Genomic DNA, 12,932 nt, shown 5'->3' on the forward strand with positions numbered 1-12,932 from the left:
TAAAGTATGCGGCAAAAAGGGAAAAAAAACAAGAAAAAATCGAAGATCACCTCAATATAATTATCGTTTGCCCCAATATTGTTGTTGCAGATGGGCGTACGGCTCACTATAATGATACTTAAGAAGATAAGAAAAAACACACAAACACACAATACACACACAACACACAAAACGAAACCATGAAAACAACACACCAAAAAGAAAAGGAGACAACAAAATGAAACAGCAGGTACTGGATTGTTTTGCAAAACTGTTCGGGGGAGAGGGCGACATCCGCACCTACTTCGCACCTGGACGTGTGAACCTGATCGGTGAGCACACCGATTACAACGGAGGCCACGTATTTCCATGCGCACTGACCATCGGAACCTACATGGCAGCAAGAAAACGTGACGACAGAAAGCTTCGTTTTTACTCTATGAACTTTGAAAAACTCGGCGTGGTAGAATCTTCTCTCGATGAATTCCTGATGGGAAAAGAAGGCAACTGGACCGCATATCCGAAGGGAATGATGTGGGCATTTTGCCAGAAGGGCTTCCCGGTAGAGCAGGGCTTCGATATCGTGCTCTACGGAAACATTCCGAACGGCTCCGGCCTTTCCTCTTCCGCATCCGTTGAGACCGTAACCGGCGTAATGCTGCGTGACATGTTCGGCTACGACACCATCTCCATGATCGACATCGCTCTGTACGGCCAGTTCTCCGAGAACAACTACAACGGCGTCAACTGCGGTATCATGGATCAGTTCGCCATCGCCATGGGCAAAAAGGACTGTGCGATCTTCCTTGACACCAGCGATCTGAAATATGAGTACGCACCGGTTAAACTGGAAGGCGCAAGAATTGTCATCTCCTGCAGCAACAAGAAACGCGGCCTTGGCGACTCCAAATACAACGAGCGCCGCAGCGAGTGCGAGACTGCTCTGGCTGAGATCCAGAAAGTCAAAGACATCAAGAGCCTTGGTGAGCTGACCGAGGAAGAGTTTGAGGCAGTGAAAGATGCCATCAAAGATCCGGTCCGCCAGAAACGTGCAAAACATGCTGTTTACGAGAACCAGAGAACCGTTCAGGCCGTTGCAGCTTTAAAGGCAAACGACATCGCAAAATTCGGCGAGCTGATGAACGCATCCCACGTTTCCCTGCGTGATGACTATGAGGTAACCGGCATCGAGCTGGATACTCTTGTGGAAGAAGCATGGAACTGCCCGGGTGTCATCGGATCCCGTATGACAGGCGCAGGCTTCGGCGGATGCACCGTCAGCATCGTAAAAACAGAAGATATTGACAACTTCATCGCAAAAGTAGGCGCAGCTTACAAAGAAAAAATCGGCTATGCCGCAGACTTCTATGTCGTAGACATCGGAGACGGCGCAGGCGTATTAAAATAAGAAATAAAAAAGCTGGATCGGCAGCAGGGAGGAAGCTACAGTGATTAACGAGAGTATTGCAAAACTGGTAAAATATGGAGAAAATGCCGGTCTTGTTTCGGGACTGGATAAAATCTATGCGACAAACCGGATTCTGGAAGTCATGCAGATTTCCGATTACGAAGAGCCGGAGCAGATTCCGGAGACCCCGGATCTGGAAGAGACTTTAAATGAACTGCTTGATGATGCAGCTAAGCGCGGTCTTCTCGAACACAACAGCGTCGTTTACCGCGATCTGTTCGATACGAAACTGATGGACTGCCTGATGCCGCGCCCGGGAGAGGTGGTAAAGAAGTTTGAGGAACTCTATGCGAAGAGCCCGCAGGAGGCAACCGATTACTTCTACAAACTGAGCCAGGATTCCAACTACATCCGCAGATACCGCATCGCAAAGGATATCCGCTGGAGCGTACCGAGTGCCTACGGCGATATTGATATCTCGATCAACCTCTCCAAACCGGAGAAGGACCCGAAGGCGATCGCGGCTGCAAAACTGGCAAAACAGAGCGGTTATCCGAAATGCCTGCTCTGCAAGGAGAATGTGGGCTATGCGGGACGCGTCAACCACCCGGCGCGCCAGAACCATCGCATCATTCCGCTGACGATCAATCAGACGGAGTGGGGATTCCAGTACTCGCCATATGTGTATTACAATGAGCACTGCATCGTGTTCAATTTCCAGCATAACCCGATGAAGATCGAGCGCGCGACCTTTGTGAAGCTGTTTGACTTTATCAAGCTGTTTCCGCACTACTTCATCGGTTCTAATGCGGATCTGCCGATCGTGGGAGGCTCCATTTTAAGTCACGATCATTATCAGGGCGGTCACTATACCTTCGCAATGGCGAAAGCGCCGATCGAGCGCCATTTTACCATCAAAGGATACGAGGATGTGGAAACCGGCATCGTCAAATGGCCGCTGTCCGTCATCCGGATCCGCCACAAAGATGAGAAACGGCTGATCGATCTGGCAGAGCATATCCTGAACTGCTGGAGAGGTTACACGGATGAGGATGCGTTTGTATTCGCCGAGACTGACGGAGAGCCGCACAACACGATCACACCGATCGCAAGAAAAGTGGGCGATACGTTCGAACTCGATCTGGCACTGCGCAACAACATCACGACGGACGAATGCCCGCTCGGTGTTTACCATCCGCATGCACAGTATCATCACATCAAAAAAGAGAACATCGGCCTTATTGAGGTTATGGGACTTGCGATTCTGCCGGCGCGCTTAAAAGATGAGCTGGAAGAGCTTTCCAAATGCCTTGTAGAGGGAAAAGATGTCCGCGCTGTCGCAGAGCTGGAGAAACATGCCGACTGGGTAGACGAATTCCTGCCGCGCCATCCGGAGCTGAACAGCGAAAATGTGATGGATATCCTGAAAGAGGAAGTCGGAAAAGTCTTTGTCGGCGTACTCGAGGATGCCGGCGTTTACAAGTGCACCGAGGAAGGCAGAAGTGCATTTGCAAAATTCATGGAAACGTTGTAGAATAAACTAAATGCTTCAATTAACCCGCTGCGGCAAAAAAGCAGCAGCGAAGGAAAACATGGAGGATACCAAAATGAAAATCTTAGTTACTGGCGGTGCAGGCTATATTGGAAGCCACACCTGTGTGGAACTGCTGAACGCAGGCTATGACGTTGTTGTCATGGACAACCTTTACAATGCAAGCGAGAAAGCCATCGAGCGTGTAGAACAGATTACCGGAAAGAAAGTAACCTTCTACAAAACCGATATGCTGGACCGCGAAGGCGTAAAGAAAATTTTCGACAACGAGAAAATTGACGCTGTCATCCATTTCGCAGGCTTAAAAGCAGTCGGCGAGTCCGTACATAAACCGATTGAATATTATCACAACAACATGACCGGAACCCTGATTCTCTGCGATGAGATGAGAAACCATGGCGTAAAGAACATCATCTTCAGTTCTTCTGCAACCGTATACGGCAATCCGGCACAGATTCCGATCACCGAGGAGTGCCCGAAGGGAACCCCGACCAACCCATACGGCTGGACAAAAAGTATGCTCGAGCAGGTTCTGACCGACATCCACACCGCAGATCCGGAATGGAATGTTATCCTGCTTCGTTACTTCAACCCGATCGGAGCGCATAAGAGCGGCCTTATCGGAGAGGATCCGAAGGGCATCCCGAACAACCTGCTTCCGTATGTCGCACAGGTTGCCATCGGAAAACTCGAGTGCATCGGCGTTTTCGGTGATGACTACGATACTCCGGACGGAACTGGTGTCCGCGATTACATCCATGTTGTTGACCTGGCACGCGGCCATGTAAAAGCCATCCAGAAACTGGCTGACAACGAGGGCGTTTCCATTTACAACCTCGGAACCGGCAAAGGCTACAGCGTACTCGATGTGATCCACGCATTCGAGAAAGCATGCGGCCATCCGCTGAAATACGAAATCAAACCGCGCCGTGACGGTGATATCGCAACCTGCTACTCCAAATGCGACAAAGCAAAAGAGGAGCTTGGCTGGGAGGCTGAGTACGGCATCGAGGAGATGTGTGCCGATTCCTGGAACTGGCAGCAGAAGAATCCGAACGGATATAACGACTAATGTAATGTGAGTGTTATCTGGCGGTCCGCCGATACTTGAAAGAGTGTCGGCGGGCCGTTTTTGTATAGATAAATTCAGTCTTTTTTCACAAAGTCCGGCTTGCTAATTAAGAGGGAATCCGATATAATGTAAGAGTTAAAGTGTCCGTAAAAAAAGAGGGGCGGTTTGACATACAAGGAGGAAAAGCATGGACGATAGAAAAAATCAGAACCGGGAACCAGAAAACGGCTCCGGGGGAGGACCGAAAAACAGACAGACGATACTCATTATCCTGATCTGCCTCCTCGTCAGCCTGATGGTGATGGGACTTCTGAACAATGCCCTTGGGGGAATTACTTCCGAGGATCTTGACTATAGCAAATTCCTGGACATGGTAAACAACGATGAAGTGCAGGAAGTTGTCTTGAAATCGGGAACACTGACCGTAACGCCGAAAGACCAGAAATCGGAGGGAATCACCTATCAGGTAACGATGATGGGAGATGAGCAGGAACTGGTCGATCTGTTACAGGAGAAAGGCATTACGTACCACAAAGATCCGCCGGATTCTACCGGAACGATCATTTACACATTGCTGACCGTCATTCTGCCGGTTGTGATGCTTGTCGCTGTCATGGTATGGGTGATGCGCAGCATGAACAAAGGCGGCGGAGTCATGGGCGTAGGAAAGAGCAGAGCAAAGGCCTACGTACAGAAAGAAACCGGCGTGACATTCCGCGATGTTGCGGGACAGGACGAGGCAAAAGAATCGCTCCAGGAGGTTGTGGATTTCCTGCATAACCCTGGAAAATACACGACAATCGGTGCAAAACTTCCGAAAGGAGCGCTTCTTGTAGGCCCTCCTGGAACCGGAAAAACACTGCTTGCCAAAGCCGTAGCCGGTGAGGCGCACGTACCGTTTTTCTCGATGTCCGCTTCGGAATTTGTCGAGATGTTCGTCGGTGTCGGTGCATCGCGTGTGCGTGACCTGTTTGAGGAAGCAAAGAAAAACGCACCGTGCATCATCTTTATCGATGAGATCGATGCGATCGGAAAGAGCCGTGACAACAGCTACAACAGCAACGACGAGCGGGAGCAGACGTTAAACCAGCTCCTCGCCGAGATGGACGGATTCGACAGCTCCAAGGGTATTCTGATCCTTGCGGCCACAAACCGCCCGGAGGTTCTTGACCCGGCGCTGCTGCGTCCAGGCCGTTTTGACCGCCGGATTATCGTAGAAAGACCGGACCTGAAAGGCCGTGTGGAAATCCTGAAAGTACACGCCAAGAACGTATCGCTCGATGAGACGGTTGATCTCGACGGCATCGCACTTGCGACATCGGGAGCCGTTGGTTCTGATCTTGCAAATATGATCAACGAGGCAGCGATTCTTGCGGTCAAGAACGGAAGAAAAGCCGTTTCCCAGAAGGATCTTCTCGAGGCAGTCGAGGTTGTCCTCGTCGGAAAAGAGAAGAAGGACCGCATCTTAAGCCAGGAAGAGCGAAAGATCGTTTCCTACCACGAGGTAGGCCACGCACTTGTTACTGCACTGCAGAAGGATTCCGAGCCGGTACAGAAAATCACGATTGTGCCGCGTACGATGGGTGCGCTCGGCTACGTCATGCAGGTGCCGGAGGAGGAGAAATACCTCAACACGAAGAGCGAACTCGAGGCGATGATCGTCGAGTGCCTCGGTGGAAGAGCGGCAGAGGAGATCGTATTCGGCAACGTGACAACGGGAGCTTCGAATGATATCGAGAAAGCGACGAAGATTGTCCGCGCGATGATCACGCAGTACGGTATGTCGGAAAAATTCGGTCTGATCGGTCTTGCGACCCAGCAGAATCAGTACCTCGACGGAAGAATGGTCTTAAACTGCGGCGATGCCACAGCAACCGAAATCGACCACGAGGTCATGAAGATCTTGAAAGAGTCGTATGAGCAGGCAAAAGAACTTCTGGCAGCTAACCGCGATGCGATGGATGAAATCGCAGCTTACCTGATCCAGAAAGAGACGATCACCGGAAAAGAATTTATGGAGATTTTTCATCAGGTGATTGCAAAACGGAATGGAAACGCGGAAGAAGCAGTTGAAAATCCAGAAAATACAGAAACAGAAAATACAGCACTTCCGGAGGCGGATTTTACCGTAAACCCAGAAGTATAAAAAGAAAGCGAAAAGGCCCGGCGGGAGCAGAGAAAACGATCTCTGCACGCTGGGCATTTTCAACATTACAGTCCCAAAAAGAGGAGGGTCATATGGCGTTTGATATCCAGGAAGAACTGAAAAAACTGCCGGGGAAACCCGGCGTCTATCTGATGCACGACGCGGACGATACAATTATCTACGTAGGAAAGGCGATTTCGCTGAAAAACCGTGTCCGCCAGTATTTCCAGACGAGCCGCAACAAAGGGCCGAAGATTGAGCGGATGGTCACGCATATCGCCCGTTTTGAGTATATTGTGACGGATTCCGAACTGGAGGCGCTCGTGCTGGAGTGCAACCTTATCAAAGAGCACCGTCCGAAATACAATACGATGCTGAAAGATGACAAGGCGTACCCGTACATTAAGGTGACCGTGAACGAGGATTTTCCACGCATTCTGTTTTCCCATCAGATGAAGAAGGACAAGGCGAAATATTTCGGCCCGTACACGAGCGCCGGAGCTGTGAAAGATACGATCGAACTGTTGCGGAAGCTGTACGATATCCGTTCCTGCAATAAGAGCCTGCCAAAGGAGATCGGCAAGGACCGCCCGTGTCTTTACTATCACATCCACCAGTGTAAGGCACCGTGCCAGGGATACATTTCCAAAGAAGAGTACGGCGAGCAGATCAAAAAGGCGATCAGTTTTCTGAATGGAAATTACAATGACATTATCAAAGAGCTGACTGGAAAAATGACGGAGGCGGCTGAGGAGATGCGGTTCGAGCAGGCGGCGGAGTACCGTGATCTGATCGACAGCGTGCGCAGGATCGGCGAGCGGCAGAAGATTACGAACAGTGACGGCGAGGACAAGGATGTCATTGCGCTTGCGATGGACAAAGAGGATGCGGTGGCGCAGGTCTTCTTTATCCGGAACGGAAAGCTGATCGGGCGGGAGCATTATTATCTGCGGATCGGCGAGGAGGAGCAGAAAAGCGAGGTGCTGCTCACGTTTATGAAACAGTTCTATTCCGGCACGCCGTTCATCCCGCGGGAAATCATGATTTCCGAGGAGATTGCCGAGCAGGAGCTGATGGAAGAGTATTTAAGCAGCAAACGGGGCCAGAAGGTCCGCATCCGCGTGCCGAAAAAGGGCAGCAAGGAAAAAATGGTGGAACTGGCAGAGCGGAACGCACAGATCGTTCTCGACCAGGACCGCGAGCGGATCAAGCGGGAAGAGGGTCGGACGGTCGGTGCCGTAAAAGAGATCGCCAGATGGCTGAACCTGCCGTCGATCGACCGCATCGAGGCGTACGATATCTCCAATATCAGCGGTTTCCAGTCGGTCGGCTCGATGATCGTCTACGAGAAAGGAAAGCCAAAGCGCGCCGATTACCGAAAATTCAAGATCAAATCCGTCGAGGGACCGAACGATTACGCCAGTATGAAAGAGGTCTTAAGCCGCCGTTTTCTGCGCGGCATCCAGGAGGACAGCGGTTTCGAGCGGCTGCCGGACCTGATCATGATGGACGGCGGACGCGGCCAGGTCAACATTGCGCTTGAGGTGCTTGAAGAAATGGATCTTGCGATTCCGGTCTGCGGTATGGTAAAGGACGACAAGCACCGCACGAGGGGTCTGTATTTCCGAAACGTGGAAATTCCGATCGACCGGAATAGCGAGGGCTTCAAACTGATCACACGCGTGCAGGACGAGGCACACCGCTTTGCAATCGAATACCACCGCCTGCTGCGGAGCAAGGGCCAGGTCCACTCGATTCTCGACGACATCCCGGGCATCGGGCCGACAAGAAGGAAAGAACTGATGCGCCACTTTCAGGGAATTGATGATATCAAGGCGGCAACCGTGGAAGAACTTTCCGGACTTCCGGGCATGAATAAAAAGGCGGCGGAGCAGGTTTACACATTCTTTCACGCACCTGCACAGGAGGAAAATGAGGATTCGTCAAAATAGTTAAATTTCTAGGTTGCCCGTGATGCTTTATTGTGCTAAAATCATAGAAGAGACGGATTTAAAAAGACGTCGAATGAAGTCGGAGGACAGGAAAATGAAAGAAATTGAAATGACCAAAATGGTGGAGGAAATGGATCTCCGCAACCTGACACCAGAGGTTGATATGACAGATCTTGTCATTGCCACACCGGATATCAACCGTCCTGCACTGCAGCTGACCGGTTACTATGAGCATTTTGCCAATGAGCGTGTGCAGATCATCGGTTATGTAGAGTTCACGTATCTGCAGCATCTTGAAGAGAGCGAGCGCGTCCGCGCGTTTGAAGAGTTTGTAAGCCGCAAGATCCCATGTGTCATTTTCACCACGAAGATGATTCCGGGACCGGAAATTCTGGAGCTGTGCAATCGTTATCAGGTACCGGCCTTTGCGGTAGACAAATCGACTTCCGTTTTCATGGCTGAAATCATCCGCTGGCTGAATGTCCAGCTTGCCCCGATGATCTCCATCCACGGCGTGCTGGTCGATGTATTCGGCGAGGGCGTTCTGATCATGGGCGAGAGCGGAATCGGAAAGAGCGAGGCTGCACTGGAGCTGATCAAACGAGGCCATCGTCTCGTCAGCGATGATGTGGTTGAAATCAGCCGTGTCAGCGACATTACGCTGGTCGGAACGGCACCGGATATCACGCGTCATTTTATCGAGCTGCGCGGTATCGGTATCATCGACGTCAAGACGCTGTTTGGTGTCGAGAGCGTAAAGGATACCCAGTCTATCGACCTTGTTATCAAGCTTGAAGAGTGGGACAAAGAGAAAGAATACGACCGTCTGGGCCTGGAAGAAGAGTATATTGAGTTCCTTGGAAACAAGGTTGTCTGCCATTCCCTTCCGATCCGTCCGGGCCGTAACCTGGCGATCATCGTAGAAACCGCTGCTGTCAACCACAGACAGAAGAAGATGGGCTACAATGCCGCACAGGAGCTGTACCGCCGTGTACAGGCTAACTTAGTGAAAAAAAGAGAGGAGAAGTAAGAAAATGGCAAACTATGTATTTGGAATCGATGTTGGGGGTACTTCAGTAAAATGCGGACTGTTCCAGACAGACGGAACTCTGTTGGAAAAATGGGAAATCCCGACCCGCACCGAAAACGGCGGAAGCGAAATTCTGCCGGATATCGCAAAAAGCGTAAAAGCAAAAATGGCTGAGAAGGGTATCGCAGCAGATGATGTTGCCGGTGTCGGCATTGACGTACCTGGCCCGGTTAATGACAAAGGTGAGCTTTCCATCGCAGTCAACCTGAACTGGGGATATAAAAATATCGTAAAAGAGCTTTCCGACGAACTCGGCGGAATGGCAGTAAAAGCAGCAAACGACGCAAACGCAGCAGCTCTCGGTGAGATGTGGGCAGGCGGCGGAAAGGGAAGCAAGAACCTGGTTATGGTTACCCTTGGAACCGGTGTCGGCGGCGGAATCATCGTGGACGGCAAGATCGTAGCAGGTGCTCACGGCGCAGGCGGCGAGGTTGGTCATGCATGTGTTGAGCCGGAAGAAGAAGCGGTCTGCAACTGCGGAAACCACGGATGCCTCGAGCAGATGACATCTGCAACCGGTATCGTTCGTCTGGCAAAGAAATATCTGGCATCCCATGATACTCCGTCTTCTTTAAGAGAAAGAGGAGAGTCCATCAGTGCAAAAGCTGTCTTTGATGCATTAAAAGAAGGCGATGCAGCAGCAGAAGCAATCGTTCAGGAGTTCTCCGAGTACCTCGGAAGAGCACTTGCAGTATTCGCATGCGTTGTTGACCCGGAAGTTATCGTAGTCGGCGGCGGTGTATCCAAAGCAGGCCAGATCCTGATCGACGGCGTAGCTAAATACTACCGTGAAGCAGCATTCATCGCATGCAAAGATACCCCGATCGTACTCGCTTCCCTTGGAAACGATGCTGGTATCTACGGCGCAGCAAAAATGCTGATTGACTAATTGATTCAGATGGAAAAAGAAGTATAGAAAAACCGGTCCTGCTGGCATATGCCAGAGGGCCGGTTTTTTGTGTATAGACTGACTGAAAAAGTTATTCGGAAGAGCCGCTCTCTTCGGACTGCGGCTGTACTTCCGATATCTCCGCCGGGGTATCCGGTTCTGACGGTGCATCAGGGGTATCCGGTGTGTCAGGAGTCTCCGGTGTATTAGAAGGCGGATCGGCAGGTGTTTCGGGCGGAGCCGGAGTTTCCTGCGGTGTCTCCGTCGGTGTCGGGGTTGCCTGCGGAGTTGATGCTGCAGAAGGGGTTCTGGTCGGCGTCGGTGTTGAGGCCGGCGCGGTGTAGTGGCCCTTGCAACGCTCGGTCGGCAGATCGGATACCGCAAAGTATTCGGTGATGGACGGGCAGCTTGAGCGGGCGAGCAGGCCGGTCTTCGTACAGATCGTTGCCTCCTGTACTGTTGCGGAAGTTTCGAAATCCATATCGGCAAGGCCTCGTGGATTTCATTCATGACCTTTGCCCAGAGACGTTTGTGGAATTCACGGTCGCTCTCCGGAAACTCCGCGTGTGTATCATACGTTGCCCAGATGGCAGCGGTATAATATGGTGTAAAGCCTGCAAAGACGAGATCCTTGGCCTCGTTCGTCGTACCGGTTTTTCCGGCTGCGTGCATATTGTCGAGGCGGGCGGCAACACCGGTACCTTTTTCCAGAACATCCTCCATGACATTGGTGAGGAGGGAGGCAGTGCTTGCCTTGAAGACCTGCGTTGCCTTGTTTTCTGTGTTGTCAATTAAAACATTTCCCTTGCTGTCGGTAACCTTTGTGTAGAACACCGGCTTGCGGTACTGGCCGCCGTCTGCGATTGCCGCGTAGGCTGCCGTCAGTTCGAGATCACTGACACCGTAGGTGATACCGCCGAGAGCCAGCGGCTGGATCACATCGTATTCCTCGGAGAGTTTGGAAAAACCAAGCTTCTTCAGATAATCAAAGCCGACCTTCGGCGTAAGCTCGGTCAGTACCTTGACGGCCGGGATATTGATGGAATTGATGATCGCCTGGCGGACGGTAACATCACCATGGTAGGTAAGATCCGAGTTCTGCAGCGGTGTGCCGTCACTGTAGTTGAACGGCTCATCCTTAATTACCGTAGCCAGTGTAATCTTTCCAAGGTCGAGTGCCGGTCCGTACGCAGAAAGAATCTTGAATGTGGAACCCGGCTGGGAATAATTATCGGTTGCGCGGTTGAAGGTAAGACTTGCTGTTTTTTCGCCGCGTCCGCCGACGATGGCTTTCACGTAGCCGGTGCGCTGATCCATAACGGTCATGCACGCCTGCGGCTGCGGGGTGAAGCTGCTGCGCTCGGCAACAATCGTATCGCCCTCCTGCATGATAGCGGCTTTGTACTGGTCGATATAGCTCTGTGCCTCCTCCTGGGAGTCAAAGAGCAGATCGAAATTCGGATCGCTGTTGCGGAAGTAGAGCTGCAGCATCTCTTTGCTGTAGTTCTGTACCTCGCCGTCTGCCTGCTCTACGGTGAGCGCCCAGTCGAGACCGATCTGCGTGTTCGCCGGGAAGTTCTCCGGATTCTGGAATTCCGTATCGAGGATTGACTGCATGTAGGAATCCTGTGTGGTATAAATTTTGAGGCCGCCGCTGTAGACAACGTTCTTTGCCTGCACTTCGGTGTAGCCTTTCTGTACCATCAGATCGTTGATCAGGTTGGTGATGACTTCATCGATAAAGTAGGAGTACGGCGCGCTCTCCGCCTGGGACTGCGTGTGCATGGCGATGCGGTCGTAAACGTTGTCGTTCATGGCAATGGTGTGTTCTTCTTCGGTGATGTAGCCCTGCTCTTTCATGTTGTTCAGGATCTTGTCGCGGCGCTGCTGGTTTTTCTCCGGGTGGTTTTTCGGATTATATGCCGTCGGCGCCTTTGGAATTGCGGCAAGAACGGCGCATTCAGAGAGCGTCAGATTTTTTGCATCCTTTCCGAAATACGTCTGCGCTGCCGTCTGGACACCGTAGCAGCCGGAACCCAAGTTGATCGTATTCAGATAATTTTCCAGAATAACGTCTTTGGCGTTTTCACCCTCTGCGGTCAGTGTTTTTTCCAGCTTCAGCGCCAGGTACTGTTCCTGGATCTTCCGCTTGAAGCTCTGAATCCGCGTCTCTTCCATCCAGTCAGTGAAAACATTGTTTTTTAAGAGCTGCTGTGTGATCGTGCTGGCGCCCTCGGTAAAATGAAAGCCGTGGCTGACGCCGACAACGAAAGCACGGATGATACCGCTCGGATCAATGCCGTTGTGCTCATAAAAACGGGCATCCTCAACCGCGACGATCGCGTGCTGCATATCGAGCGGAATCTCCTCAATCGAAATCGAGACACGGTTTCCCTGAGCCCCGGTCAGCTTCTGTACCTGGTTGCCGTCAGCATCGTAGATAAACGACGCGTTGCCGAGCGGCATGATATTTGCCTCCGAGATATCAGGGGCACTGTCAATCACGCCGCGGACAGCGCCGATCACAAGCCCGGCACCGCAGACGAGAACGACAAGAAGAAGACAGAACGCGATGCGCAGCGCCGTCACGCCGGCCGTCTTTTCAATCTTTCCGTAATGGGACCGCAGATCTTCACGTTTGTCTTCCAGATGACTTTTTCCAAAGTGCATATAGAAAATCCTCCTTATGTCATGTTCCTGCAAAACTGATTTAGTTCAGTAATCAATGGTGTTCCTGCCCTGCAAAAAGCAGGGTATACATATTTTTATTATACCAAACAAAGGGCTGGAATAAAAGTATTTCTGAAAAGAATGCTGATTTTTCAGAAATGATATGGTAAGATA

General features: G+C 51.4%; 7 protein-coding genes and 1 pseudogene. 7 read left to right on the forward strand and 1 reads right to left on the reverse strand.

Annotation, left to right across the window (positions count from 1 at the left end; translation table 11 throughout):
• Window positions 1-217: 217 nt before the first annotated feature.
• The 7 genes from DXA93_RS07605 (at window position 218) to DXA93_RS07635 (ending at window position 10,088) form a co-directional block, all read left to right on the forward strand.
• Window positions 218-1,387 (forward strand): galactokinase, encoded by a 1,170-nt coding sequence (locus tag DXA93_RS07605; protein WP_022463121.1) that lies wholly within the window; start codon window positions 218-220, stop codon window positions 1,385-1,387.
• Between the two features lie 40 nt (window positions 1,388-1,427).
• The gene (galT, locus tag DXA93_RS07610) at window positions 1,428-2,921 is read left to right on the forward strand and encodes a UDP-glucose--hexose-1-phosphate uridylyltransferase (protein WP_055219747.1); all 1,494 of its coding nucleotides are present in this window, start codon (window positions 1,428-1,430) and stop codon (window positions 2,919-2,921) included.
• Window positions 2,922-2,994: 73 nt separating this feature from the next.
• A complete protein-coding gene (gene galE / locus DXA93_RS07615) occupies window positions 2,995-4,011 on the forward strand; it encodes a UDP-glucose 4-epimerase GalE (protein WP_022463123.1) in 1,017 nt (338 codons plus the stop codon).
• A gap of 187 nt (window positions 4,012-4,198) precedes the next feature.
• Entirely contained in the window at window positions 4,199-6,157 is a 1,959-nt protein-coding gene (ftsH, locus tag DXA93_RS07620; RefSeq protein ID WP_118601227.1) for an ATP-dependent zinc metalloprotease FtsH, read from the forward strand.
• Between the two features lie 92 nt (window positions 6,158-6,249).
• Complete coding sequence (uvrC, locus tag DXA93_RS07625; protein ID WP_055219750.1) at window positions 6,250-8,109, forward strand: excinuclease ABC subunit UvrC; 1,860 nt, start codon at window positions 6,250-6,252, stop codon at window positions 8,107-8,109.
• A gap of 94 nt (window positions 8,110-8,203) precedes the next feature.
• Window positions 8,204-9,139 (forward strand): HPr(Ser) kinase/phosphatase, encoded by a 936-nt coding sequence (gene hprK / locus DXA93_RS07630; protein WP_022463126.1) that lies wholly within the window; start codon window positions 8,204-8,206, stop codon window positions 9,137-9,139.
• 4 nt (window positions 9,140-9,143) lie between these two features.
• Window positions 9,144-10,088 carry an ROK family glucokinase gene (locus tag DXA93_RS07635; protein WP_117509663.1) on the forward strand — a complete coding sequence of 315 codons (945 nt, stop codon included), beginning with the start codon at window positions 9,144-9,146 and terminating at the stop codon, window positions 10,086-10,088.
• Between the two features lie 552 nt (window positions 10,089-10,640).
• Here DXA93_RS07635 and DXA93_RS07640 read toward each other — a convergent pair.
• A pseudogene (locus tag DXA93_RS07640) lies at window positions 10,641-12,758 on the reverse strand (transglycosylase domain-containing protein); the annotation flags it as partial.
• Window positions 12,759-12,932 lie beyond the last annotated feature (174 nt).

Source organism: Blautia sp. OF09-25XD (assembly GCF_003482095.1).
Classification (GTDB): domain Bacteria; phylum Bacillota; class Clostridia; order Lachnospirales; family Lachnospiraceae; genus Fusicatenibacter; species Fusicatenibacter saccharivorans.

Bases quoted from the DNA above. Each gene is read 5' to 3' on its own strand.
- DXA93_RS07605 (WP_022463121.1), top strand. From the start codon at position 218: ATGAAACAGCAGGTACTGGATTGTTTTGCAAAACTGTTCGGGGGAGAG.
- galE (WP_022463123.1), top strand. From the start codon at position 2,995: ATGAAAATCTTAGTTACTGGCGGTGCAGGCTATATTGGAAGCCACACC.
- ftsH (WP_118601227.1), top strand. From the start codon at position 4,199: ATGGACGATAGAAAAAATCAGAACCGGGAACCAGAAAACGGCTCCGGG.
- uvrC (WP_055219750.1), top strand. From the start codon at position 6,250: ATGGCGTTTGATATCCAGGAAGAACTGAAAAAACTGCCGGGGAAACCC.
- hprK (WP_022463126.1), top strand. From the start codon at position 8,204: ATGAAAGAAATTGAAATGACCAAAATGGTGGAGGAAATGGATCTCCGC.
- DXA93_RS07635 (WP_117509663.1), top strand. From the start codon at position 9,144: ATGGCAAACTATGTATTTGGAATCGATGTTGGGGGTACTTCAGTAAAA.